Origin of the sequence: Methanolacinia petrolearia DSM 11571 (assembly GCF_000147875.1) — an archaeon.
Lineage (GTDB): Archaea > Halobacteriota > Methanomicrobia > Methanomicrobiales > Methanomicrobiaceae > Methanolacinia > Methanolacinia petrolearia.
Genome location: NC_014507.1, coordinates 2,009,474 through 2,034,006 on the forward strand (window position 1 = coordinate 2,009,474; position 24,533 = coordinate 2,034,006).

Annotated in this window: 26 protein-coding genes, 1 tRNA gene and 1 pseudogene; 21 read left to right on the forward strand and 7 right to left on the reverse strand. The window is 44.9% G+C overall.

From position 1 onward, the window contains the following. Positions 1–2 precede the first annotated feature (2 nt). The 3 genes from mcrG to frhD all read right to left on the reverse strand — a co-directional run bounded on the left by mcrG (position 3) and on the right by frhD (position 2,983). Positions 3–767 (reverse strand): coenzyme-B sulfoethylthiotransferase subunit gamma, encoded by a 765-nt coding sequence (mcrG, locus tag MPET_RS10065; protein ID WP_013329919.1) that lies wholly within the window; start codon positions 765–767, stop codon positions 3–5. A gap of 66 nt (positions 768–833) precedes the next feature. Then, on the reverse strand, positions 834–2,156 hold the full coding sequence (gene mcrB, locus MPET_RS10070) for a coenzyme-B sulfoethylthiotransferase subunit beta (protein WP_013329920.1): 1,323 nt from the start codon (positions 2,154–2,156) through the stop codon (positions 834–836). Between the two features lie 293 nt (positions 2,157–2,449). Next, positions 2,450–2,983: a coenzyme F420-reducing hydrogenase, FrhD protein gene (gene frhD, locus MPET_RS10075; RefSeq protein ID WP_013329921.1), complete on the reverse strand. Its 534-nt coding sequence runs from the start codon at positions 2,981–2,983 to the stop codon at positions 2,450–2,452. A 286-nt stretch (positions 2,984–3,269) separates the two neighbouring features. On the opposite strand from frhD, the gene hmdB reads away from it, so the two are divergent. The 8 genes from hmdB (at position 3,270) to hmd (ending at position 10,570) form a co-directional block, all read left to right on the forward strand. Further along, entirely contained in the window at positions 3,270–4,325 is a 1,056-nt protein-coding gene (hmdB, locus tag MPET_RS10080; protein ID WP_013329922.1) for a 5,10-methenyltetrahydromethanopterin hydrogenase cofactor biosynthesis protein HmdB, read from the forward strand. A 20-nt stretch (positions 4,326–4,345) separates the two neighbouring features. Then, positions 4,346–4,831, forward strand: coding sequence for a DUF3236 domain-containing protein (locus MPET_RS10085; protein ID WP_013329923.1), 486 nt, complete (start codon positions 4,346–4,348; stop codon positions 4,829–4,831). Positions 4,832–4,838: 7 nt separating this feature from the next. Continuing rightward, positions 4,839–5,633, forward strand: coding sequence for a DUF1188 domain-containing protein (locus MPET_RS10090; RefSeq protein ID WP_013329924.1), 795 nt, complete (start codon positions 4,839–4,841; stop codon positions 5,631–5,633). Next, positions 5,620–6,372, forward strand: coding sequence for a Nif3-like dinuclear metal center hexameric protein (locus MPET_RS10095; protein WP_013329925.1), 753 nt, complete (start codon positions 5,620–5,622; stop codon positions 6,370–6,372). The genes MPET_RS10090 and MPET_RS10095 overlap by 14 nt, the downstream gene beginning before the upstream one ends. 30 nt (positions 6,373–6,402) lie before the next feature. Continuing rightward, entirely contained in the window at positions 6,403–7,059 is a 657-nt protein-coding gene (locus MPET_RS10100; RefSeq protein WP_013329926.1) for a hypothetical protein, read from the forward strand. Then, the gene (locus MPET_RS10105) at positions 7,056–7,550 is read left to right on the forward strand and encodes a UPF0254 family protein (RefSeq protein WP_013329927.1); all 495 of its coding nucleotides are present in this window, start codon (positions 7,056–7,058) and stop codon (positions 7,548–7,550) included. Before MPET_RS10100 ends, MPET_RS10105 begins: the two co-directional genes overlap by 4 nt. Positions 7,551–7,720: 170 nt before the next feature. Beyond that, complete coding sequence (hmdC, locus tag MPET_RS10110; protein WP_013329928.1) at positions 7,721–9,238, forward strand: 5,10-methenyltetrahydromethanopterin hydrogenase cofactor biosynthesis protein HmdC; 1,518 nt, start codon at positions 7,721–7,723, stop codon at positions 9,236–9,238. Between the two features lie 303 nt (positions 9,239–9,541). Next, positions 9,542–10,570 carry a 5,10-methenyltetrahydromethanopterin hydrogenase gene (gene hmd / locus MPET_RS10115; RefSeq protein ID WP_013329929.1) on the forward strand — a complete coding sequence of 343 codons (1,029 nt, stop codon included), beginning with the start codon at positions 9,542–9,544 and terminating at the stop codon, positions 10,568–10,570. 328 nt (positions 10,571–10,898) lie between these two features. On the opposite strand, the gene MPET_RS10120 is transcribed toward hmd, so the two are convergent. The 4 genes from MPET_RS10120 to MPET_RS10135 all read right to left on the reverse strand — a co-directional run bounded on the left by MPET_RS10120 (position 10,899) and on the right by MPET_RS10135 (position 15,369). Next, complete coding sequence (locus MPET_RS10120; protein WP_013329930.1) at positions 10,899–12,296, reverse strand: hypothetical protein; 1,398 nt, start codon at positions 12,294–12,296, stop codon at positions 10,899–10,901. Further along, complete coding sequence (locus MPET_RS10125; RefSeq protein WP_013329931.1) at positions 12,293–13,384, reverse strand: hypothetical protein; 1,092 nt, start codon at positions 13,382–13,384, stop codon at positions 12,293–12,295. The genes MPET_RS10120 and MPET_RS10125 overlap by 4 nt, the downstream gene beginning before the upstream one ends. Position 13,385: 1 nt before the next feature. Continuing rightward, complete coding sequence (locus MPET_RS10130) at positions 13,386–14,663, reverse strand: hypothetical protein (RefSeq protein WP_013329932.1); 1,278 nt, start codon at positions 14,661–14,663, stop codon at positions 13,386–13,388. Positions 14,664–15,298: 635 nt separating this feature from the next. Beyond that, positions 15,299–15,369, reverse strand: a tRNA-Gly gene (locus MPET_RS10135). A 380-nt stretch (positions 15,370–15,749) separates the two neighbouring features. Between MPET_RS10135 and MPET_RS10140 the strand changes: the two genes are divergently transcribed. The 13 genes and pseudogenes from MPET_RS10140 to MPET_RS10195 all read left to right on the forward strand — a co-directional run bounded on the left by MPET_RS10140 (position 15,750) and on the right by MPET_RS10195 (position 24,185). After that, entirely contained in the window at positions 15,750–16,208 is a 459-nt protein-coding gene (locus MPET_RS10140; RefSeq protein ID WP_013329933.1) for a 30S ribosomal protein S15, read from the forward strand. A 27-nt stretch (positions 16,209–16,235) separates the two neighbouring features. Further along, positions 16,236–17,453 (forward strand): single-stranded-DNA-specific exonuclease RecJ, encoded by a 1,218-nt coding sequence (locus tag MPET_RS10145; RefSeq protein WP_013329934.1) that lies wholly within the window; start codon positions 16,236–16,238, stop codon positions 17,451–17,453. Then, positions 17,453–17,725 carry a KEOPS complex subunit Pcc1 gene (locus tag MPET_RS10150; protein ID WP_013329935.1) on the forward strand — a complete coding sequence of 91 codons (273 nt, stop codon included), beginning with the start codon at positions 17,453–17,455 and terminating at the stop codon, positions 17,723–17,725. The genes MPET_RS10145 and MPET_RS10150 overlap by 1 nt, the downstream gene beginning before the upstream one ends. Continuing rightward, positions 17,725–18,330 carry a 30S ribosomal protein S3ae gene (locus MPET_RS10155; protein ID WP_013329936.1) on the forward strand — a complete coding sequence of 202 codons (606 nt, stop codon included), beginning with the start codon at positions 17,725–17,727 and terminating at the stop codon, positions 18,328–18,330. Before MPET_RS10150 ends, MPET_RS10155 begins: the two co-directional genes overlap by 1 nt. 18 nt (positions 18,331–18,348) lie before the next feature. Beyond that, positions 18,349–18,633 (forward strand): DUF5350 domain-containing protein, encoded by a 285-nt coding sequence (locus tag MPET_RS10160; RefSeq protein WP_013329937.1) that lies wholly within the window; start codon positions 18,349–18,351, stop codon positions 18,631–18,633. A 43-nt stretch (positions 18,634–18,676) separates the two neighbouring features. After that, positions 18,677–19,036, forward strand: coding sequence for a hypothetical protein (locus MPET_RS10165; protein ID WP_013329938.1), 360 nt, complete (start codon positions 18,677–18,679; stop codon positions 19,034–19,036). After that, entirely contained in the window at positions 19,023–19,550 is a 528-nt protein-coding gene (locus MPET_RS10170; RefSeq protein WP_013329939.1) for a nitroreductase family protein, read from the forward strand. The genes MPET_RS10165 and MPET_RS10170 overlap by 14 nt, the downstream gene beginning before the upstream one ends. A 9-nt stretch (positions 19,551–19,559) precedes the next feature. Continuing rightward, positions 19,560–19,898 carry a DUF555 domain-containing protein gene (locus MPET_RS10175; RefSeq protein ID WP_013329940.1) on the forward strand — a complete coding sequence of 113 codons (339 nt, stop codon included), beginning with the start codon at positions 19,560–19,562 and terminating at the stop codon, positions 19,896–19,898. Positions 19,899–19,901: 3 nt separating this feature from the next. Then, positions 19,902–20,795, forward strand: a complete 894-nt coding sequence (locus MPET_RS10180) for a carbohydrate kinase family protein (protein WP_013329941.1) — start codon at positions 19,902–19,904, stop codon at positions 20,793–20,795. 44 nt (positions 20,796–20,839) lie between these two features. Further along, positions 20,840–22,582: a DUF2070 family protein gene (locus MPET_RS10185; protein ID WP_013329942.1), complete on the forward strand. Its 1,743-nt coding sequence runs from the start codon at positions 20,840–20,842 to the stop codon at positions 22,580–22,582. Between the two features lie 395 nt (positions 22,583–22,977). Further along, positions 22,978–23,574 (forward strand): archaellin/type IV pilin N-terminal domain-containing protein, encoded by a 597-nt coding sequence (locus tag MPET_RS10190; protein ID WP_013329943.1) that lies wholly within the window; start codon positions 22,978–22,980, stop codon positions 23,572–23,574. A gap of 52 nt (positions 23,575–23,626) precedes the next feature. Continuing rightward, positions 23,627–23,785, forward strand: a pseudogene (locus tag MPET_RS15600) (flagellin); the annotation flags it as partial. Between the two features lie 25 nt (positions 23,786–23,810). Beyond that, entirely contained in the window at positions 23,811–24,185 is a 375-nt protein-coding gene (locus tag MPET_RS10195) for a hypothetical protein (protein WP_263640436.1), read from the forward strand. Positions 24,186–24,533: the final 348 nt, after the last annotated feature.

The window sequence follows — 24,533 nt, forward strand, 5'->3', positions numbered from 1 at the left end:
AATCACTCCTCCTCCGTCGGCATGAAACCGTATTTGGTCCTGAGCGAATGGATACGCTGAATATACTTCACATATTCCTTGTCGTCACGCAGTGCGGTTCCCACAAGTGAGTGGAATATCGTACTCTTCTCCCTCAGCCATTCCTCGTCCATCGGTTTTCCGACATAGACGGGGCGGTCGAGCGGGATACCGATCTGGTCCTTTACATAACAGACATTTCCGTCTTCGGCCAGGATGCATCTCTGGAGTGCATCGAACATCAGGCCGTCTTCGGCAAGGCGGAGGGAATGACCGTGAACCGTTGCGCCCCTGCATGACACAGTCGCGGGATCGAATACCTCGGTCTCGATCAGGATCTTCGAATACTGTTCCAGGTCTCTTTCACGACACTCGACGATCTGTCTGCCGGACAAGGTTCCGGGATCGATTGCACGGAAACGGTACATCTCCATGTATGTCCGCTGGTAGGGCTGGCACGGTGCATTGAACATGGAATCGGCGAACTGGATATAGCGCACACGATCTCCGGCCTTTGCACCTTCAGTCGGTTTTACGAGTTTTCTCATCGGGTCATCGGGTTCCTGCTGTTCGGCAAGAGGAGGATGAGCCGACGGATATGCCTGTCCCGGTGCACGGTGTCCGAGAATAAGAATTATATCCTCATCCGTAACCGAGCGGATCTTGGATAGTTCGTATTCCGGGTTCATCTGGTTGCGCCTGTTCTGAGCGACAACCGAAGTTCCCGGACCATATTGCGGTTTGTACATATTATCACATAGTCCAAATAACTCAGATTTTTGATAAATCCTAAATTACTGCCCTTTTTGGCAGAATCAGGATAATGCGCTCACTCCTTTGGCAATCTGGTCGATAGGCTTGTTGAAAACGTCTATCTTGCCGTATGTTTCACCCATGACTTTCGAGGTGCTCTCCGGGGAGAACATCTGGGTACCTGCATCAAGAGAACACGCGGCGACCACGCACGGGATTGCAACACCGTTTGCGTGCCTTGTCACGACGTGGTTCCCGTTGAATATACCGGGACCTCCGCCACCGTAGATCGAATGGCTGAAGAAAGAAAATCCGACCGAAGTTCCCATCATACGGCCGAAGTCGCACGACGGAAGGCCCGTCTCGTGTTCAATCAGGTCGTTGAAGTAGAGCAGAGTCGCAGAAGCAGCCTGGGCGAATCTTCCCGCACCGCAGTTTACGATTGTTGCGGCGAGCTGGCCGGCTGCAACATATGCATTCCACATCATCGGATCCTTCGTGTCGTAGAACTGGAAGAAGCCGTCCTTACTACCCGGGGAGATTACCCTGTCTTCGAGGGCACGTTCTACAAGTGACTGGACAACGGTTCCGACGGTTCCGCTCTCTCCGTTCGCCTTGACGAGATCGTAGACCATATTGTTTGCATTGAGACCCTGGTAACCGTAAGCCAGGAGCAGATTGCGCTCGAATGGTCCGATTGCCATCCCCATTTCATAATGTCCGGCAAGCTCGAGAGTCGAAGCCAGAGCGACACCCTGAAGAGAATTCCTGTTCGTCATCATGACGTAATGATTGACAGGGATATTTCTCAGTGCAAATCCGATTCCCTCGTTGTTCTGCGGGATGGAAAGAATAGACGTAACGAGTGACGCTTCCATATCCATTGTCTGCGGGTATGCTCCCCAGCAGGCTGCCTTTACAACAGAAGCATCAAATGCGCCGATATCGAAATGATCGACTATTGCATATGTCGTTGCGGATGCAACGGATGTGATTGCTGCATCATATGTCGCGGCATTTATGAGGCGTTTCGACGGGACCTGAACGAGAAGAAGATTTCCGTTGTTGAATTCAAGAATTTCCGTGTCGTCGTCGTCTTCGATCTGGATCATACTCCTGATCTTTTCAACAAGGGCATCCTTGTTCTCCATTATCGGAAGATCAAGTTCCCTTCCCCTGATCCTGCTTTTGTGTTTCCCAAGCCTTCCGGTTTTGAGGGCGGTTTCGATACCCCCAAGATTGACATTAATCGTCCTTTTCGTCAGATCGATAATCTTCCCGGCCGCAGGATTAATCATCGGACTTATCTGTCTGAGATTAACATCGCTTTTGAGAAGTTTACCATCATCAGAATATAGATCGATTGTATCTGAATATGCTACCATATCAGTTCATCCTTAAATCTTTATTCAGATCTTTCATTTCACAGACTTCCATAATTGAAAATTTATTAAAGCCTGTGAAAATCCCTAAATGGAACTATAGATCTTTTTTGGATTTGGTTTATAAAAGTTAGTTATTTTGATAACTTTTTTATTACTAATTAAAAAAATATTACTTAAAATTTGTCATTTAATACATATATGTAATTTAAAATTTATGATCTGTTATTAATAATTGCGCGCATAAATATTACTACTTATTGTTAAAATTTTCCAAACGAAAATTATTCCAACCCTTACAAACCCGCAATACAATAATCGCACTGTTTTATTGCAGAATGCATGGTAAAGAACTTACATGAACTACAGTAATCCACACCTACAAGATCAAACACCATCCTGAGTGCCTTCGGAATTGCTTTTCGAACTTCATGGGAGAGACCAATCTCCATCGTTAGCTTAACAGCATTTTTGGGCTGACACCCGATTACAATCACCTCAATATAATCCTTAATCGACTGAAGCGATTCAGAAATTCCGCCGGGTTCTGCATCATGAATTCTGTTCCGGGGCATGTCGGTAAATTTTATCAGTGTTGTTTCGCCGGGCGCAGATCCAAAATCAACTATATCAATGATTATGAGTTTTTTTGTCTCCCGTGGATCGAGCATACTGAAAACATAATCCGGACCGGCAGTACCGGCATCCACCGCCTTTACATTCCCGGGAAGGAAGGCTTTCTTCAGTTCTTCAATTACCGCAGGACCAAATCCGTCATCGGCAAACAAAGGATTCCCACATCCTGCAACAACTATTTCAGGATAAAGCATATTTATCAGGCCTGATCTTTGTATAATCATTAAATATTCATAATTAGTATTAAAATTTTTTATTATTTTAATATTAAATGATACAATAATTTAAATTATTGTTAATAATCTATGAAAGATCTGCCAAAAATCAGTCAGACACTTTCAACTTTTAGATCTCACCTGTCAAAGAAAGATCAGCACAAATAACTTTACAAAACAACAGTTCTAGAAGTAGTAATAAAAAAATAAATTTTAATATGAATAATTAATAAGATAATTGTATTAATTATTATGAGCCCTGACAATGATTACAGATATTTTATCAAAGATTGAAAACGGAAAAGAACCGGCAAAAAAAGAGCTGATACAGTTGTTTAATCCGGCAAATGATGAAGAATTTGCCCGACTCATTGAAACAGCCTTCAATATCAGCAGGGATAATAGAAAATTCATAAAGCTTACATCTACGATACATATAACAAATCTTTGTTATATCACTCCAAAATGCAAATACTGTGGTTTTGCAGCAGGAACGTCCACAGCCGGGTATTACAGGCCGTTCTCCAAAACCAATGAGGAGATCCTGAAATCCGCAAAAATAATCGAGGAGGCAGGAATACCGAGAGTCAGCTGCTCGGGAGCACACGGATATCACGGAGAACAGGCAGTAAGGGCCGCAGAAATTGTAAAACAGGAAACTTCACTTGAACTTCTCGTCAACGTCGGTTTTGATTTCGACTCAAATATATTAAGAAAACTTGAGGATCTGGGAACCGACACCGTCTGCTGCAATCTTGAAACAATAAACGAAGCTATATTCAACGATCTAAAACCCGGAGAAGTACTGGATAACCGGATCAAGGCATGCCGGATGATATCGGAATCCGGGATCGAATTATCTTCAGGACTTCTCATCGGACTGGGTGAATCGCATGAAGATCGCATTAATCACCTGAATTTTTTACGAACGATTGAAGGGCTCGGAGAAATTCCGATCATGGGCTTTAACCCGTATAAAGGAACCCCGATGGAGAATCACCCCCCGTGCCCGCTCAGGGAACAGATGATAACCATAGCAATAACAAGAATTTTATTCCCTGATATCCGTATTACCGTCCCCACGCCGACCATTGGGCCGGAAAATGTGAAATTTTCCCTGATGGCAGGCGCAGACAATCTTGCAACTGTAATTCCGGAGAACTACCCGGTCGAAATAAAGGGCGTGGGATCCCCGGTCTGCGGAACATTGAAAGATGTTCTTGCAGTTATCAGGGAAATGGCCCTCAAACCGCAGCCGGGGCCGAAAAAATATCACATGACTAAAACAATCACGGTCGGCCATGTAGTCCGGCACGACTGATCGATAAGAGAGGTGATCAGATGAATTTGGAAGATTTCATTTCGAAGGCCTGCATTGAATCCTCGACCGGAATACGCAGGGGAGACAAAAGAGAGGAAACAGAAGGGATCAGGGAATACATCCTCAATTCAAAAACGATTGTAATTCCGAATTGCAATGATGAAAAAGTTGCAGCCGTAAACGAAGTTCTGGATGAACTGGATCTCCCAAAAGCCGGTCACCTAAATATTCACACGGACAGCTGTGACGTCAGCCGGATGCCGGCAGTAACAAAAGCGTTAATGGCGCTTGATATGACAGATGCCGACCTCATAATTGCAAGGGGAAGACTGGGAGTTCCGGGATCAGGCTCCATGCTTGTCATTGTGGACTGCAAAGGAAGACTGCTTTCCGCTTCTATCTCCCCATCGCATCATATTCACGGGAAAACGGTCTATCAGGCGGTGAAAGACGAAATGACCGATGCACTTTCAAGAATAGGTTTCGACATAAGCGGCCGGGAGTAGCAAATTCATGACAAAGAATAATTCTGAATACGGTATTACCAGGACAGTGCGGACTTTTTTTTCAAAATATACAATCTGTAACATCGTTGATGGAATCACGGAAAAAAAATCAGATGCCCTGCTCCGGTGGATGAACGAAAATGGGATCTGCCCGGAGAACGTCCTTGTAATAGGTGCATACCTTACAGGAGCCGGTCTTTCAAAAGCTCTCTCAAAAAAATCAGAAGTAACTGTTCTCGATATAAATTCCGAAATCAAAAATCTTCTTGATCCCGATGTAACTTTCAGTTGCAATATTGATGAGGCTGTAAGCCGGAATTACGACATGATAATAGACACTTCAGGGTTCGGCGGGATCGATCCAGACAAACTGCAAATGCTGAATAGTCCCGAAGTATTCATTGTTGAAAATCCCTGCTCCGAAGGCAGTGACAATTTCCTGAACAGGTTTAACAGAAGTGTTCAGCTATTAAGAAGTTCAAAAGCTGAAAATAAAGGGATCTTATGGACATCGGGACTCAATTCCAAAACATCGGGAACCATGACACTCACAATAGATACTCTTCGCAGATCGATGAATGATGCCAATAAAATCAACGGAGTATTATACAGCACTACGAATATGGAATTCTTCGAGAGAATACTTTTCAAGGAAAAAAATCCGGATAAATTCCTTAAAACCCTGGATAAGAAAGCACTGGCAGTATCTTCTCTCATTGAAACGGACTGCGATGAGATCATTGACAGCAATCTCAAAAAAATTAATTCAACTATTCTGGATTTTAGAGGTGATTATAATTAAAGCAAAATTACTTTTCTGGAAGATCGAAAGAAAGGTTCCATTGTCACTGGCGTTCCCATATGATACCGTCGGGTATCTCGGTACAAAATCTGCAGAAGATCTGGATGTCAATAAAATCCTTATGATGATGGATTATATTCCGGTTCAAAAGGGGATTGAAATAGATTATGATGCCTATGATCTTCTTGTTCTTCACCACCCGCCGGTGACCAAGCCCAAAATTCCTTCATACGTGATCCACTCAAACTGGGACATCGTTTCCGGCGGTGCATGCGACGCACTTGCCGACTGCCTGAATATTACCGTTCATGACGTTTTTGATAAGAAAGCCAGGCTAGGAAGGATAGGGACATTCGAAAGAGGGCCTGTTCCGCTGCCTGAATTCTGCAAAACCGTTAAGGAAAAACTTTCACTAAATACACTCAGAGTAGTAAATTTCGATGAAAATACTGAGATTAACAAAATCTGTTTAATACCGGGTTTTGGTCTTAATCCAAAATACATAGAGATGGCAGATGAAGAAGGTGCAGATCTCTACCTTTCAGGTGATCTTACACATCCCGGGGCCATACTGGCAAAAAATTCAGGACTCGTGCTTATAGATGCAACCCATCATGCTACTGAAGTCCCGGGATTATACAGGCTGCGGGAACTGATCACCGAGCTTGGGATTGAAACTGAGATCATAGATACAAAAGTTCCGTGGGAGTATTATTCCGGAAATCGCGGAAACATTTAAATTTGTTATAAGGTACCGGGTGATGAGAGAATGTCACTGGAAAAAGAAGAAAACACTGAAGATCTGGAGAGAAAAAAAGTCCCGCGTGGAGAAGTTACTCTGATCGGCCTCGGAAGGCTTGGCTTCAGAACCGGGCTTAACCTCATCGAAGTTCACCGGGGCGGACCTGAAAGAATAACTGCAATCGACGGCCAGAAGATCTCTGACGATGATCTCGTATTCAAAATCCTGGGAGCAAAACCCGGTGAATACAAGGTTGATTTCTTTGAAAAACTTGCAGGGCCGGATAACTCAAAAAAAGTTAAAGGGATAAACCGGAATATTTCAGGAGATAATCTTGACCTTATACGCGGGGACGTAGTCTGCATCGAAATCGCCGGAGGAAATACTCTGCCGTTAACGGCCGGAATAATAAAAAAAGCTCATGAAAAAGGGATATCTACAATCAGCACGATGGGCGTTTTCGGGCTGGGACACGAGGAGATAAAAGCAACCGATATCAGTGAAGGAGATCCCGGCAACCCCATTGTAAGCGGTCTTAGAGAATATGGGATCGATGAAAATCATCTCCTTGTCGGAACGGGAAAGCTGATCAGGGACTGGGAACCTGTAACACCGGCAATTCTCGAGAAAACAGCTATCGTCATGACTTCGGAGATATTGAAAACCCTGAAGGATAAAAGATGATCAGGATAGCCACCGCCGAATGTTTCACCCATGGCAGAATCGGTCTGGAGATCCATGCCATCTCACGCGGATATTATATGAATATCAGCCATACGCTAAACTTTGAACCGTCACGCCTTTCATTAACTGCATCGCTTTTTATACCGACTCTTTCAGGAGTGAAGAGCATACTCGGATTCGAACCGCTTGAACCTGACGATCTGCTGGACGGGATCAAGGTATACAATGATGAAAAGGATAAAATTATGGCAGTGAAGATGGCGGAAGCCGTCAGATCAATAACAGGAGCTGATATCGGAATCGGCAGTACTGCAGGGATCGGAAAAGGTGCGATCGCCGTTGCAGATGAAAGAACAGTACTTACCGGCTCCTCCGGCGTTTATGCAGATCTCAGGACATCCGGTGCGGATATAATTATGAAGAGACAGGAATCCGGTATAGAAGAAGCCTTTGTACTCCTTGAAAAAATTTTAATTGAAAACTATTCATAAAATCATCCTTTAAATTAAACTGCCATATTTGCAGAGTAATTTCGCTGAAATCTGCCACATACAGTCATAAGTATTTCAATTATTTTTTAATACAATTTTAATAAAACATATGAATAAGTAATTTAAATTTTATATATTATCTTACTTTAGAGAAATAACCAGGTGTAAAAATGTATGACTTAGTAAAAAAAGCCGTTCTCGATCCCTACGCAGCGTGGGAATTGTCAAAAATGGACAAGAGTCCTGCTGAAATAGTCGAAGCCGTCTCACGGCTCGACCGTGATGAGGCTATGAAACTGGGTATGAACTTCAAAAGATTCCCACTCGGGTGCGATCTTACTGAAATACTTGTTGGAACATGTGCTTCCGATCTCGATAAAATAGATATTCTGGGCAACAGCATCCTCTCCGATTCAATAGGTGCATCGATTCACGTTTGTGCATATGCCTTCGCGGATATCGCCGAAGCAAACGGAATGAGAGGGATCGATCTGTTCAGAGAAGTAAGGGAAAACACCGAGGTTCCTCTTGACCTCGATCACTTCGGAAAATTCGGCCCGATGAGATTCCCGAAGGACATAACCGGATGCTGGGGTCAGTGCTACAATGAAGGGCCTCCTTTTGACGGATGCCCGAGGGACAGGATACATTCCAGGCTCATTGATAAGGAAGAAGATGCACTGGGCGAAAAAGACGAATGGATTAAACTCTCATCATCAGTTGCAATAAACCTCACATGCATACAAGGCGCCGAAGGGCACGCTGCGCCTCTGGACGAAGCCATTGAAGTTGCACAGCTCGGAAAAAAATATGGTAAGGGAATTGAAGCGATCATGTTTGTCGGCGACGGGTATGAAGATCTCATCAAAGGTTTTACCACTGCAATAGATATGGGGGTCGACGTGTTCGTGATCGAAGGCGGACCTTTCAATCTGGCTGAAAACCGTCTTGATGCATTCGCACGTGCCATTGCCATGGCAAGAATTCTTGTACCGGGGAAGATTGTCGTAACCAACGGAGCCTATGAAGACGAATGCCGTGTAGGTCTTCGTGCAGGATTAAATGGAATAATTACAGGATTCCCAAAAAATCATCACGGTTATATGTGCGGCTATTCGCCCGGCACAGCAAGAAGGGGAAAATTCGGTCTTCCCAGGATAATACGGATTATTAAGGAAGAGGTTCAGGAAGACCTTACAAAAGCGCCAATCCAAAAAGACGAACTCGAATCACTTGCACGTGCTGTAAAAGTAGTAGACCCTGTCAATGTTTATCCACGAAAAATAGGTTTTGCACCGGTTGGAGACGCACACTGGGTGTGCCTGCCTTCGACTCCGATCTACGAAAGAGTAACTGTTAAAAGAACGGTGCATGACATAAGAAAAATGGCCGAAGAAGGAAAGATCGGGGATAGCATTGCACTCCTCGGCGGCAGATTTGCATCATGGGTCATTGCAAAGGAACTTGAAGGTTATGTTGACCAGATCACAATCAGTGACATCGATCCATGGGTTGAAAAAATTTCTGTGGAAAATCTTCAGTCCGAATTGAAGGCGAATATATACACCGGGAATTCAGATGACAATGCCGCTTATAAAAATTCTGAAACAGCAATTGTATGTACAACAATCCCTTCCATCTCAAATAAGATCTCAAAAAATCTGAATGATGCCATAACTCTCATTTAAATTTCAATTTTTAATCACGTCAACGGATGATTGATTTATACGAATTCTGTGGTGCCCTGTCTGTGAACAGATAATACTGATATGCATTGATTTCGGTCACTGGTTATTAACCAGCCCTACATTTCTCAGGTTCAAATAAAAAAATTTATATCAATTAAAGTGCACTTTTTCATATTGTTTGAAATAAATGTAATAACTCATATTACAATTTATTCAAATAATAAAAATTAATATTACATTAGTTAAATAAAATCTAAAGAAATTAGATTATAATTGATTAATGTGATATCGAGAGGTATAGTTATGACCATTAAAAAAGTTGCAATCTTGGGAGCAGGATGTTACAGAACACATGCTGCAACAGGAATCACCAACTTTGCAAGAGCATGCGAAGTTGCGGAAAAAGTTGGCAAACCGGAGATAGCGATGACGCACTCCACAATTGCCATGGCTGCAGAGTTGAAATACCTGGCTGGAATAGACGATATCGTCATCTCGGATCCGTCATTTGCCGGTGAATTCACTGTTGTGAAGGACTTCGATTACAATGAAGTCATCAAAGCCCACAAAGACAATCCCGAAACGATTATGCCGAAGATCAGGGAGAAGGTTAACGAACTCGCCAAGACAGTTCCAAAACCCCCGAAGGGCGCCATACACTTTGTTCATCCCGAAGACCTAGGCCTGAAGGTAACGACTGACGACAGGGAAGCAGTACGTGATGCAGACCTGATAATCACCTGGCTGCCAAAAGGCGACATGCAGAAAGGCATTATAGAAAAATTCGCAGGAGATATCAAAGAGGGAGCAATAATCACCCACGCCTGTACGATTCCGACAACCCTTTTCTATAAGATATTCGAGGAACTCGGTATCGCAGATAAGGTGGAAGTTACATCCTATCACCCCGGCTCAGTTCCTGAGAACAAGGGCCAGGTCTACATCGCGGAAGGATATGCCTCAGAAGAAGCTATCAATACAATATACGAACTTGGAAAGAAAGCCCGCGGACATGCCTTCAAACTTCCTGCAGAACTTATCGGGCCGGTATGCGACATGTGTGCAGCACTTACCGCTATAACCTACGCCGGACTGCTTGTATACCGTGATGCCGTTATGAATATTCTCGGTGCACCTGCCGGATTCAGCCAGATGATGGCGACGGAATCACTGGAACAGATCACCGCCTATATGAAGAAGGTAGGCATAAAGAACCTTGAAGAGAACCTTGACCCGGGTGTATTCCTTGGAACTGCAGACTCAATGAACTTCGGACCTATCGCCGAGATCCTTCCCACAGTTCTTAAATCACTTGAGAAAAGGGCAAAATAATCTCATTTTTTGAGATTATCCCATTTATATTTGACAGGTTTGTATTCTATTCATAACACCTTACCGGGAGAAGAAGATTACTTCTGTGCAACACACAACACATATTTCGGATTTATTTGCCTCAAGTCCCCGCATGAAATGAGCATATCCAAAATATCAAATATTTTGACTGAATTAATAAAGCATTTAAAATTGAATAATTACTGATTTAACATAAACGGACTCTATGACCTGTATCAAAATTGGCAGGACATCCACATTTTTAAAGGCAGTTTTTACTGACAATTAATACCAGGATAACCAAAAAAATCCATTAGAACTTAAATAATTAATACCAGCAGATATCGTAATCAATATCTCCGGGAACTTTTTTTCCGGTAACGGCAACTGTCCACCTGCCTGAATTCAGAAGATCATCACTGATGTTCGAGATTGTCATGCGAACTGCACAATCATCATTGCCGTCAGCATCATCGTCAAAGATCCACATATTGCCCGAAGGGCTTACAACAGACAATGACAATTCTGAAGAATTCTCAGTCCACCTAAGTTCAAAAGACAGCTGTTCTGTAATTTCAGTAGGGACAAGCGAGTACCAGTCCGTATCTCCTTCCCGGATGCTGCTGAAAAAACGAACTTTGGTTGAAGGGGTTGGGAGAGGAGTTGGAGTTGCATCGTCGATGCCGTCCTCGTCATCACTCAAAAAATCTCTCCCGTCATCTAAAAAACTGTGAAGATATATCTCGTGATCATCTCCCCGTGCATTCAGCCATACAACATAATCACCCGAAACTTTAGGAAACTCCTGTTTTGAATCGGGAGATATCTCTCTGGTGACTCCGGAGTCGAGATCTTGGACAAACAGATGCCCGCCCCAGGGGAGATTACTGGGGTATGATCCCAAATCAAGCCAGGCTATATAGTTTCCGGAAATATCGGGACATAACTGTGCCGAATCCGAAGGATAAACAATGTCGGATTTCCCGGTATCGATGTCGTAAAGGAATGTATTATAATAGCCGTCGTCATTCATGCCTGTCCATACAACATGGTTCCCGTCGATTGACGGGGGTTGATAAACAACCGGAACCTCTGCTCCTGTGAATGACATATAACCGTTCTGTTCGTTCAGGTTATGAAGACAAAGTTCCATCGTCCCTTCATAGACATCCGTTTTGATGAAAGCGATCCAGTCCCCGGATATCGCCGGATAATCAAATGAATCAAACATCCCGCCGGATATTTCACTATATTCGCCTGTGGAGATGTTATATATCCTGAGTATTGATCTCTTGTCATCGATCTTTTCCACCCAGACTATGATATCACCGTCGATCACCGGTGAATACTGCGAATTATTCGAATACAGAAATGTAATCTCCCCTTCCGATTCGTCATACAGGAATATCCCTCTCTGGTCGGACCATACGTACCTGTCGCCTGAAAAGTCAAGACTGAACTTACCTGAAGGGTCAGCAACCACGAGCTCCTGCATACCTGTGGATATATTATACCTGTGAATCGAACTCTGGAGAAGACGGTTCTGGTCCAGATCATATTCGAGCCATGCCACTACATCATTATCAAAGACTATGGAGTTATATCTCGCAACATCCCCCAGCGAGATAAGTTCGGCATCTGAGATCTCCTGAGCGCAGCAGGGGCATACAAGAATTAATACCATGATTAACAGGATAATAGTGATTTTTTTCATAATCCCGGTCATTTCATCCTCCTGTGATAGCCCGCAACTGCGATTACAAAAGCGATCATGGAAACAAGATATGCCGTCTCTACCGGGCTCTGCTGCATATTTCCGGAATTATCACCTGCATTATCCGGTGTGGAATCGGGGACCTGATCTCCGGACAGGTCTTTTGTATCGGGGTCTACCGCATATGTCTGTACGACGAGGTCGTCATCTTCGTTATCGGTCACCGAATAACTCTCATTATAGACGTTGAATGTCGTTACTGCATCTGAATCTACATCAGATCCCTCTACGACAACCATATACTCCCCGGGCCCCAGGCCGGACGTATCGATACTCTGCTCCCATGTATTGTAGGGATCGCCCTCAATAATCCCGGTCCGTTCGATGATCTGGTCCTTGAAATACGGATCATCAAGGGCTGTAGGTCCAATCGAGACGATCAGATCCTTTCCTGATGCAATATTCGTGGTCCCGGACAACTCCAGCTCTTCACCTGTCGTAATGTCCGGCAGAGTACTCTGGTCATAGCGAATCCAGGGTACTTCAGAATACATCTCAAGCTTAAGGTAAGGGCTGCCGTCATCTTTCAGTTCCTTCTCGAATTCATCGCTCGATTCAGGGAAATTATCAGATTGAACCAGCCCGGATTTTCCGTCAACGAAATAAAGATAATATCTTCCCGACGGCAGCTTGTAAGCCTGAGTGTCATCAAGGATCACGCCGCTGCCATCAAGCCTGCCGTTGCTCCCGACGCTGTACTTCACGTATACATTTTTATCAGGATTTCCGACAGCTCCGGCCTTGTACAACCATATGCCTATCTCCGATCCGGGCTCTCCCGTCACCGTCGCCGTGAACTTCTGATCCTTTGCAAGAACGCCGTCCGACTTTGTAATATCCGGATATAACCCGACTTCATAGTCAAAACCTGGAGAAATATAGCAATTCTCCGAATATAGAGAATCTTCGGTTATAACTCCTGCGGAGGATACCGATACGATTAGGCACAGGAGGAAAAATGCAATAAATCCCCTGATGGTATTTCCGGGATTCCATGCGGGCGAAAATTCAGTTGATTTTCCCGCGATATTAGATCTCATATCACGACCACCTCATTGCAGAGGGGATTATCTTCGTTACCGGAGAACCGGAAATTGCCTTTAGATCTTTAGTATTCTTATCCACTACATAGGATGTCACCGAAACCCGGCCTTCACCCGGATCTTCCACCGAGTAGTTACCATCAAAGACGTTGAAGAGGCAGGATACATTACCGAGGCCCTGGGTGCTTTCCACCGAAATCAAATATTCTCCTGCCCCCAGGCCGGACGTGTCGATAGTATAATTCCACTTATTTACAGGCCCGTTATCTTCAACCCGGATACCTCTTTTGATCAGGTTCCCGAAATTATCCTGGTCTACAGCCGTAGGATTTATCAATACTTCGAGTAGAGTCTGATCTTTGAGATTTGTCTCACCTTCAAATGTAAGGACGGTCCCTGCAACCGCCATGATTTCCTCGTCAGAACACAGACTAATCCACGGATCTTCCGCATTAAAATCGAATTTCTGGTAATTTACGCCTTTCGTTGCGTCAAGTTCATCTTCGAAATCTGAATACCCGGCAGGAGCTTCGGTTTCTTCAGTCAAACCAGAATCCTCGGGTACTGCATACACGAAATATTCCCCTGGTGGGAGGGTATATGAGTCAAAGACCGAAAGAATCTCTCCATCGACATTACCGTTGCAGTCAGCGCTGATTTTTTTATAAACAGGGAAATCATCAGTGACTGTATCTGAATATATCCATACTCCTATTTCGGAGTCGGCAGGGGCTTCGCCGATCAGATTAAGAGCCTGCCCTTTTGCAAGATTCACACCGTCTTCTTCATTATCAAGCCTTAACTTGGGATTTGAAACTGAGGTTCCCCTACATATATCCGGGTTTCCGGAACTTTGGATAACTCCGTAAATCGAGGTGTCAGGGAAGATATGGATCATCTTCACGTATTCCTGGTCTTTATGATCCTCCTCCCAAATCGCCAGTTTCCAGTCTCCCGGGATATGTTCTTTCAGAGATATCTTTTTCGATAATGTGCTCTGACCTTCCGAAAGTCGTGTCCTGCTCCACTGACCACCATGACCGCTCAGTCTACCGCGATGAGGATACGAAGTCACCAGTGTGAAATTGTAACATATAATAGATCCCGCCGGATATGTCGTCTCCACAAATATTCTCATAGAATCGTTCTGTGAAAATTCATCAGGTATCTCCTTGACGATTATTTTGTCGTCAGCAGAAACCTGGACGATCCCTCCCATGAATATTAATAAAAATAATACCAGGAGGCATTTTATTCCGATTAAACTTTTATTCATTTGATCACTCTCCGATTCGAGATACAACAATCTTTTATGCCTCCTATGTAAGTGATTTCTGTGAGAGATTTCGCTTTTATTTAATGATGCATAGTAATCAGGTTAAGAGCTGACAACTTCAGTCATCTTATTAGAAGTCCGGCGTCGTTTACTGAACGAACAACCCCGATTACATGCACTCCGATACGTCAGTATTACATTTTGATTATATTATCAGATCTCTCACATAAATCAAATATTACAACCGGATGATAGAATAAAAAAAAGGAGGTGACCTCAAGAAATCCCCGGCATAATTTATGACACTATAAAAAATTGTTACATAAGACAAATTCCAAAAAACGTTTATGAAACAAAGGTTTCATGGACTGTTTCATGTAAATCACAACGTGATTTTCATGTAAAAGAAATCGCAGAATAAAAGACAGAATAATCGGTGCAGTTTCAATTAGACCAGAATTGTGAAAACCAGACCAGAAGAGTAACAATCAGAATCACTATGACACCACAGCAATTCAATAACCAAATATATCAATAACTTTTTTTGTGACAGGCACAGGATGGCACTTTATAATACACAGACCCTGCATAATATTTCAGAAAAAATAATCAGGAACACTTTATACAGAAAAGAATGCGATAACCGGGATTCGAACCCGAGTCAGAGGCTTGGGAAGCCACCGTCCTACCGCTAGACTATTATCGCACAGCTGCTGATGCAGAATTATTTGTTGTTGTTTTTATCAGATAAATCTTATTTATGGAGATCGTTGGCACCACCAGGCAACCCCCATGCGATTGTTTTATTATCACTTATTTGAAATATATATGAAGCACTGATTTCTATCGTGCTGGCTTATGTAAGTCCGACGTGCCCGACCGAATTGAGACGGCACTGCCCTGAATCCAGGGCTTTGGGATTACAAAAAGGTCAGTTATGGCTCTTTTTGTGGACTTACATGACATTGCGGACAATATTTTCGTGTTCGCTGAAATTATCTTCAAAACACGCGTGAAAAGATTCTTTCATGCGATGTTTGCCGGAAATCACACAGTGATTTCGAAATAAAAATAAGGTGGTGAAAAATGGCAAGAATGCATGCCCGTCGGCGCGGAAAATCCGGTTCGGTTCGTCCGCTCCGCACAGAGGCACCAGAATGGTCAAACAAGGACCCCTCAGAGATCGAAAAAACCATCATAGATCTTAGAAAGGAAGGAATGTCAAGTGCAGGCATTGGGCTCGTAATGCGTGACAAATACGGAGTTCCGAGCGTAAAACTTGCAACAGGCAAGAAGATCGAACAGGTCCTCGCAGAGAACGGACTTGCGCCCGAGATCCCTGAAGACCTCAGGAACCTTATAGTTAAGGCTCTCGGAATGCGCAAACATCTCGATGAGAACAAGAAGGATATCCACAACAAGAGACAGCTCCTTCTCACCGAAGCAAAGGTTCGCAGACTCGGGAAGTACTACGCAAAATCCGGCAAGATGCCAAAAGACTGGACATACAAGCCGGATACAGCAGAGTTCCTGTTATCAAGATAATCGTAGCATCAGGATAATCGAAGATATATGTCCATTGAAACATCGGCAGGCCTTGTTGCTGAGAAACTTGAAAAATCCGACTATGTAAGGGTGTTCGGGCACCACGATGCAGACGGCATAGCCGCAGCTTCGATAATATGCCACGCACTCTACAGGCAGGGAAAGAAGTTTCACCTCAGCATAAAATCAGGGATAAAACCGGAAGATATCAGGAGCCACGAGATTACTGTTCTCTGCGACCTAGGATCATCCATGGAAGACCTGCCCGAAGACACGGTGGTAATAGATCATCACATTCCGTGTTTCAATGGAGAGTACCATATCAACCCGCGTCTTTTCGGAATAGACGGAGAACTGGATCTCGCCGCATCAGCGGTCGCCTACATGGTCGCAGATCATATGGGAGACAACCGCGACCTGTGCAGTCTCGCACTGCTCGGGATGATCGGAGACCACCAGGAGATCGCCGGCAAAAACGCAGGGATCGTGAACGAAGGAATTGCAAACCAGTTCATAACCCCGGGACGGGGAATCCCTCTTGCAGGGGACGACATAACCGAAAAGATATACACGGCAACAGACCCTTACCTGCCCGGAATCAGCGGCAACCCTGAAAAAGCTCAAAAGATGGTCGAAAAATTCTTCGACGACAGCGAAAACGGATACGAACAACTCCTGTCGGCAATTGTCCTCGAGACAGCCTCCGCAAACAACGAGAGAGCGATGTGCTCCCTGTGGGGAGATACATGGGAACTCCAGCGGGCGGTAATCCACGATGCCCACACGCTTGCATCGGTAACAGAATCATGCGGACTCTCCGGAAGAGGAGGTCTTGCAGCGATGCTATGCATGAGAAACGATGAAACCGTGGATGAGGCAAAGGAGATTGCATTAAAGCACAGGCTCGAAACGATCGAGGCGATTGCATCTGCAAAAAGATACAACGAAGCAGGTCCGGCGATCTTTAAGATCGAGAATCCGTCCGTATCAAGCAGTGTGGCAGATGTTCTTGCAAGAGACGGACTGCTTGACGTACCCGTGCTCACAATAGCAAAGATCAATGGAAACTATTCCGTATCGGCCCGCTGTCCTGCCAAAATCAACATTGACTTATCGACAGTCATGAAGGAGGCAGCTGAGTCTGCAGGAGGCACCGGAGGCGGCCATAGATCGCGTGCAGGAGCAAAGATCGGAGAAGATCAGCTTATGCCTTTCATCAAAAACATCGAGGAGGCGCTTGCATAATGCAAATTTCCGGCAGAATAGTCTCAAAACATACCGATGCCCGTTGCATCGCGGAATCATTGTCAGCGGACAATCTCCTTTCCATGGAGACGAAGGCAGACGGAAACAACGTGGTGTGCGAGATCAGGGGAGAGAAACTGAGGTCGGTTATCGCATCGGTCGACGATTATCTGATGAATCTCTCGGTTGCAGAGGATATCTGCAGTCTGGGAAATAAAAACGAAGATCAATCCAGGATTACAGGAAAATCAGAGAAAACAGAGGTGAATTAATGGCACCAAGAAGAAAATCAGTTGGAAGAAGAGTTGAAGGCTGGAAAGCCAAAAGCTGGTACAAGGTATACGCTCCCGACTACTTTGACAAGGCGTACCTTGGCGATACAATCGCAAACGAGCCCGAGAAAGTCAACGGGCGCGTAATGCAGACGACACTCGGCGAGATGGTTCAGGATTACTCCAAGCAGAACATCAAGATGAGATTCAGGATCACAAATGTTGCAGGAGATTCCGCATACTCCGATTTCGTCGGGCATGAACTGACAAAAGACTACCTTCGTGCAATGGTCAAGCGCCGCACATCAAGGATAGACAGCATTGTTCAGGTAACAACAAAGGACGAAAGAAAGATCCGCGTAACCACAAGCTGCTTCACGATTAACCGTGCAGATGCAAGCCAGGCGCATGCAATCAGAAAAGCAGTGACTGAATATGTCGTTGCAAGGGCAGCGGAACTCACCTACGACCAGTTCGTAAAAGAGATGGTCATGGGCGACATCTCCCGCGAAGTCTTCAAGATCGTAAAGAAGCTTCACCCCATCCGCCGTGTTGAAGTGATCAAATCAAAGGGAACTGATACAAAGGCCGCAATCGTCCAGTAGACTTAAGAGGTGTAATAAATGGGAAAAACAGGAATCACAGCATGGACCCAGATCAAGAGCGTCGGCGGTCAGGTAAGGCTTGTACCCCAGAAGGAGACAAACTACAAGAAGCCCGGCCCCAACCAGCGCTTTAAGTCAGGTTCGAAGCTCAGAAGAGCAACACAGAAGACCCAGGACACAGGCCGCGGAGGACCACGCGGCGGCAGAAGACCAGCACGCGGAAGAGGCCCCGTGCACGATCCGCGCTGCAGAAGGCGCATCAAGAGATCCCAGTCTTCGATAAAGGGTGCTAAGGGCAAATAATTCTTAAGAATTAAATCCCTTTATTTATATTAGGCGAATTGAAATGACACAGAAAAAACAGGCAGTAATGAATTATCTTTTTTCCGAAAGAGCCAAAACAAACCTGATAACCGCTTCAAAGATGCTAGCCCTCGTCGAAGGCTTCAAAGGGGCAGAAAAATCCGGGGCAAAGAAATTACTCACGATCTTCATTGAATCCGTCCAGTCGGAACTAGGGGAAGGATACGGAAAGACCGGTCAGGCTGAATTTAATAACGCCTCGGGGCTGCTTGACAACGCCAAACAGTTCATCGAATTCGATGACTTCGAAAGGGCGACACTCGAGATCAGCAAAGCGGTAACCGAATGCACAACACCTGCACAGAATTCATGGCAGGTACTCTCTGAAAATGAACTCGTCTGAATTTTATGAATTCCTCTCCGGAAGGTCTTCGGTCAGGGAGTTTTCTCCTGAAGAAGTCTCAGACGAAGAGATCGAATTTATTATAAGATGTGCATCTGCGGCACCCAGTGCAGGAAACAGGGAGTCGTGGGATGTCGTAATTGTCACTGACGAAAGCATAAAGGAAGATCTCTCCGATGCGGCGTTCGGTCAGGAGCACCTGATTACCGCCCCCGTCATCCTTGCAGTCTGCGCCAATTACGTGCGTTCGATGTCGCAGTACGGCGAGAGAGGAATTCTTTACGGAATAGAAGACGCCTCCATTGCATGCACATACATGATGCTCGCAGCACATTCAGCCGGGCTTCATTCATGCTGGACCGGCGCTTTCGACGATGAGGCGGTAAGCGAAATCCTCGATCTTCCACAGCATGCAAGACCCGTGGCCCTGCTTGCAGTCGGGAAAGGAAAGATGCCGCATAAGAAAACCGGCAGGATGCCTGTTTTGGAACATATACATAATGATACCTGGTAGTTGTTGATTATGACCGATTATCTTGTGACACTGGATGCGGCATGGATTTTGAAGGATGTAAAATCCCTTGACGACGCAATCGGCATCGCTATAAGCGAGGCTGGAAAACGCCTGAATCCAAGTGCTAAATTTGTTGAGATTGAGATCGGGCAGCTGGCCTGCCCCTATTGTGAACAGGAGATGAGCAGCGCCCTGATCGTGGGGACTACAGCTCTTGTAGGACTGGCTCTTGAGATGAAGGTCTATAAAGCCGAATCGGAAGAGCACGCGAAAAGGATCGCGAAATCGGTTGTAGGAAAGGCATTGAGAGATATTCCGCTTACAATCGTCGATGTCGAGGAGATATAATCCATGATCACGGTCGTCGGCCACACAGCGATAGATCATATCTGCAAGGTTCCGGTCTTCCCGGAAAGGCACGGTTCCGTACCTGTAACCGACCATAAGGTATACTATGGCGGCGGGGCGGCCAATATCGCCGCAGGTATCGCAAAGCTTGGCGGTGAATGCGAACTCCTGAGTGCGGTGGGCGACGAATTCGAAGGAAGCGATTACGACAGTTGGCTGACCTCCCTCGGGGTCGGAAAGAGATTCATCGTAGTCGACGGCAAGAGAACCGCAACCTGTTTTCTGTTCAACGACGAGAAAGGAGACCAGATGACCTTCTTCGAATGGGGTGCATCGAGGGCTTTTGCCGAATCGGAACCACCGGCGCTCGACTTCGTCCATATGGCAACGGCGGACCCCGGATACAATGTGAAAGTTGCTGAGAAGGCAGGTTTTTCTTCATTCGATCCGGGCCAGGATCTTATCAACTACTCTAAAGAGCAGCTCGAAGCGATCATAGAAAACATAGACATTCTCTTTGCAAACCATCATGAGGTCAGAAGGATGACCAAAATGCTCGGTGTGCAGGAAGACGAGCTTATCGGCCGGATCCCTGTCTCTATAATCACAATGTCCGGAGACGGTAGCGAGATTCATGCCGAAGGCAGCGTACATAAAATTCCAGTGGTGCCGGTGACACTCGCAGATCCGACGGGTGCAGGTGATGCATACAGGGCAGGTTTCCTGACGGCTTACCAGAAAGGATATGATATTCTTACAGCCTGCAAAATAGGAACCGTATCGGCTTCCTTCACCGTAGAGGTAATTGGATGCCAGACAAATCTTCCGGACTGGAAGACCATGTCTGCAAGGTACAATGAAAATTTCGGCAGGCTTAAAGAACCGGAAACCGAATGATAGATAACAGAAGACCGGAATAATAAAAACAGGATTTGGTAGGGTTGGCGCAGTCTGGTGATACTAAGATAGAAGGTCTAAGCAGATATCTTTTCATTGCACCATCATGGCAGAGATCGCTCCTGTTTATTTTTATTATGGCATTTGCCATTGATGCGGTAAGTTTTTTAAAAAGTCATGAGATCCAGCTTTTCGGATTTTTCGGTTACTTCCTCCCGGCATTACTGGCATTTATACTTACAATTCCCCTTGTCGCGATATGGGGAAAAAGAATTACACTTAACAGATCGGCGCTTCTCGCCCTTGCATGTACAGTGTTTTCAATACTGGTCAGTCTCTTTCCCATACTTTTGATATTTGAAGGCATATTCCCGCTTCTTTACTCCGTATCACTTGGATTGATCTTTGCCATACGCCTGATTGTTCTCGTAGCTATTGCAGATTACAGGATCTCAAGGATGCTCCTTCCGGCATCAGTACAGAGTCTGGCGGCGATGGCGGCGGGAACATACTATTTCGGGACGGATTTTCTCCTGTTCGCAATATTCATACACATCCTGTTCGGGATCAGCGTCTTCCTCTTCCTGTGGCTCATAGAAAGGCCGCTGAAGAAAAATTTCCATATAAGTGCCCTGAACTTCATAAATGCGTTTATTGCGCACAATACCGACGGGTCGAAAGCACTTGAGGACTTTTTCCGCGATATCGGTGAAGAGGTATTTGTTCCGCAGACGTCTTTCTTTTTCAGCAGGGAAGGAAAAAAGGATGTCATGGTTACCATACCCAACCTCCATCCCGGACCAATGGGGGAGATCGGCGGCGGGAACCTCCCGAAGATTCTCTGCCACTCTTTCGACGAAGATACCATGGTTCCTCACGGATGTGCGACACATGATTTCAACCTTGTCTCGGAGGACGAGATTAAAAAGATTGTATCAGCTGTAAATAAAACGCGGGATGAGATCGATTACAGTCCTTATGCGGGCAAATCACAGAGATACGAATATAAATCGGTTCAGGTTCTCGCCCAGCAGTTCGGTGATTCCATCCTCCTTGTTACGACGAGATCCCCTGAGATGACCGAGGATCTTGATTACTCGATCGGCCTCTCGATCATGTCGGAAGGCCACAGACTCTTCCAGGATGTGGGATTCATAGACGGGCACAACTGCATGGTGGACGTTACTAGTCCGATAATGCCTGCATCCAGGCTTGCCTATGAGTATATTAACGCCTCTGTTACCGCGATGGAAGAGACAAAGAAAGAGAATCATATGCTGGAATTTGAGATCGGCTACTGTCATTACGAAATGCCATTCTCAAGAGAAGAGGGATTCGGCGATCTCGGGATGCAGGTTCTTGCAGTAAGGACAGATAACCAAACGACAGCATACATACTCTTTGACGGAAACAACATCGAAAAAGGAGTCAGGGAGAAGATCAGGAATAGAATTCTCGATATCGTGGATGAATGCGAACTGATGACTACAGATACGCACGTGGTTAATACAATGAGCGGGAAGAATCCTGTTGGCTACAGGATCAACGCAGAAGAGATACTTCCTCATGTGCTTTCGGCAGTTGAGGCAGCTATAGAAGACCTTTCACCTGCCAGGGCAGGTGCGACCACGGCGTGGTGCGAAGGGGTTGTGGTATTCGGTTCCCAGAGGATCTCCCAGCTTGCAAGCACTGTCAACACAATGCTGACTTTTATTGCGCCTCTGGGTGCAACCATCGTCGTTCTTGCGTTTATATTTTCGATTATTGCGTATCTGTTTTTGGTCTGATTTTTCCTGAACCCGAATGCAATTTAAAAGCAGGTTAAAGAGTTTTCACCAAAGATCAAATTCAATGATAATAGCGATATTGAATTTCATTTTCCGGTAAGTTATTCTCTCCGGTTACAGGCGGCCTTAGAACTGGAGTAGAGCTGGAATGAAGCAGAATATTACATTAATAATTGTAATCAATTTTGCGTCAGTTATGATTTTTGTCACATCTCTGAAATAAAAAGCACCAAAAAAACATTCTATTTATCAAAATTGTTTCTAGCGAATATAAGCAACATAAAAATTTAATTAAGTATCATACTCAAAAGTCTAATAATTAACATTGTAGTGATCCGATGGTATTGCTTGACAAAAAGCAAAAAAATTTATTCATTCTTTGTTGGAGAAAAAAGATGAAATTAAATAAAGAAGAAGCATTCACAGGTCTTGAGGCTGCAATTGTCCTTATCGCATTCGTCGTTGTAGCAGCAGTATTCTCATACGTAGTGCTCGGAGCCGGTTTCTTCACAACACAGAAGGCACAGGAAGTTGTCTATACCAGTGTCGATCAGGCAAGTTCGAGTATCGAGATACTTGGAGATGTTTATGGGATTGGAGACAGTGGTTCAAGCTCTACTTATATTGATTTGGTCAGATTTACAGTAGGCCTTACAGCAGGCGGATCAGCAATAGATTTCTCACAGACTACACTGACATACAGTGACAAAAACATTGTCTTCAGGCTGGACAACGTAAACACTACAGGTCTTACAGACTATACTACTGTAGATACTGCAGTGGGATGTTGGGGCGTTATCAGGATGGCAAACAACGACAGCAGCGACCTGCTTCTTGAAAGCCAGGAGCAGTTTACAATCCTTGTCAACCCGATAGAAGCAATCGATACAAATCAGGACTTTGAGATTCAGATCCGCCCCGCGGTAGGCACAGCATATGCAATCGAGAGGTCGGCACCTGCAAGAATTACAGGCGTAAACACCTTGTACTGAGGAGATGACGATAATGAAGATGTTTAAATCAGAAGAATGATTTACCGGTCTTGAGGCTGCAATTGTCCTTATTGCATTTGTCGTTGTAGCGGTAGTATTCTCATATGTAGTGCTCGGAGCAGGTTTCTTCACAACACAGAAGGCACAGGAAACCGTTTATTCAAGTGTCGACATGGCATCATCAAGTCTTGAAGTTCTCGGCGACGTCTAGGGGTGGGGGAGACACAAGTACTAGTGTGATTAAAGGAGTCCAGTTTGTCGTCGGTCTGACTGCCGGAGGAAGCTCGGTTGACTTTGCCCAGACAAACATGGTATCCACGAATTCATCAAAGATCGTTGATCTTGAGAGGGACACAAATATCAACAGCAGTTCATCAAATGTAGTATTTAATAGCACATATTCGGGCGACACTTGGTATATCATCGACATCCAGAACAACGAATCGGGAGATGGCGGAGCGCTTCTTGAAAATCAGGAGCAGTTTACAATCTATGCAAATCTTGATAGTGCAAAAGTTACACCGAATGAAGCGTTCACGATCGAAGTCAAGCCCCCAATTGGTGCATCCTACGCTATAAACCACAAGGGACCGCCAGGATCACTAACGTGAGCATACTCTACTAAAAACTTTTTTTTAAAGGAATTGCAACGAAGGGTACTGACCGAAGGACTCCCCCCTTTCGAAACCTAAGGCGACCTGTGGTCACCCATGTAGCTCCAAAGCAATATTAAAAACACCTTCCCACTTACAATTTATAAAATTCAATTTTACGTAATACGATTCTTTATTAATTCTAAACAACTATTTTATTCTGCATTTTTTTGCGAGGGTTGCTGATCGAAGGGCTCCGTCCTTTCTAAACCCGGGAAAAGTGTAAAAATATTATTGGCGAGGGTTGCCGAGCTTGGCCAAAGGCGCTGGACTTAAGATCTTATACACTATAAAGGCACTGGATTT

Coding starts and splice junctions, on each gene's coding strand:
- MPET_RS10090 (WP_013329924.1), top strand. CDS start 4,839: ATGACAAAGAATAATTCTGAATACGGTATTACCAGGACAGTGCGGACT.
- hmd (WP_013329929.1), top strand. CDS start 9,542: ATGACCATTAAAAAAGTTGCAATCTTGGGAGCAGGATGTTACAGAACA.
- frhD (WP_013329921.1), bottom strand. CDS start 2,983: ATGCTTTATCCTGAAATAGTTGTTGCAGGATGTGGGAATCCTTTGTTT.
- MPET_RS10160 (WP_013329937.1), top strand. CDS start 18,349: ATGGGAAAAACAGGAATCACAGCATGGACCCAGATCAAGAGCGTCGGC.
- MPET_RS10100 (WP_013329926.1), top strand. CDS start 6,403: ATGTCACTGGAAAAAGAAGAAAACACTGAAGATCTGGAGAGAAAAAAA.
- mcrB (WP_013329920.1), bottom strand. CDS start 2,156: ATGGTAGCATATTCAGATACAATCGATCTATATTCTGATGATGGTAAA.
- MPET_RS10180 (WP_013329941.1), top strand. CDS start 19,902: ATGATCACGGTCGTCGGCCACACAGCGATAGATCATATCTGCAAGGTT.
- MPET_RS10140 (WP_013329933.1), top strand. CDS start 15,750: ATGGCAAGAATGCATGCCCGTCGGCGCGGAAAATCCGGTTCGGTTCGT.
- MPET_RS10120 (WP_013329930.1), bottom strand. CDS start 12,296: ATGACCGGGATTATGAAAAAAATCACTATTATCCTGTTAATCATGGTA.
- MPET_RS10150 (WP_013329935.1), top strand. CDS start 17,453: ATGCAAATTTCCGGCAGAATAGTCTCAAAACATACCGATGCCCGTTGC.
- MPET_RS10190 (WP_013329943.1), top strand. CDS start 22,978: ATGAAATTAAATAAAGAAGAAGCATTCACAGGTCTTGAGGCTGCAATT.
- hmdB (WP_013329922.1), top strand. CDS start 3,270: ATGATTACAGATATTTTATCAAAGATTGAAAACGGAAAAGAACCGGCA.
- MPET_RS10130 (WP_013329932.1), bottom strand. CDS start 14,663: ATGAATAAAAGTTTAATCGGAATAAAATGCCTCCTGGTATTATTTTTA.
- hmdC (WP_013329928.1), top strand. CDS start 7,721: ATGTATGACTTAGTAAAAAAAGCCGTTCTCGATCCCTACGCAGCGTGG.
- MPET_RS10165 (WP_013329938.1), top strand. CDS start 18,677: ATGACACAGAAAAAACAGGCAGTAATGAATTATCTTTTTTCCGAAAGA.
- MPET_RS10170 (WP_013329939.1), top strand. CDS start 19,023: ATGAACTCGTCTGAATTTTATGAATTCCTCTCCGGAAGGTCTTCGGTC.
- MPET_RS10175 (WP_013329940.1), top strand. CDS start 19,560: ATGACCGATTATCTTGTGACACTGGATGCGGCATGGATTTTGAAGGAT.
- MPET_RS10155 (WP_013329936.1), top strand. CDS start 17,725: ATGGCACCAAGAAGAAAATCAGTTGGAAGAAGAGTTGAAGGCTGGAAA.
- mcrG (WP_013329919.1), bottom strand. CDS start 767: ATGTACAAACCGCAATATGGTCCGGGAACTTCGGTTGTCGCTCAGAAC.
- MPET_RS10105 (WP_013329927.1), top strand. CDS start 7,056: ATGATCAGGATAGCCACCGCCGAATGTTTCACCCATGGCAGAATCGGT.
- MPET_RS10085 (WP_013329923.1), top strand. CDS start 4,346: ATGAATTTGGAAGATTTCATTTCGAAGGCCTGCATTGAATCCTCGACC.
- MPET_RS10145 (WP_013329934.1), top strand. CDS start 16,236: ATGTCCATTGAAACATCGGCAGGCCTTGTTGCTGAGAAACTTGAAAAA.
- MPET_RS10125 (WP_013329931.1), bottom strand. CDS start 13,384: ATGAGATCTAATATCGCGGGAAAATCAACTGAATTTTCGCCCGCATGG.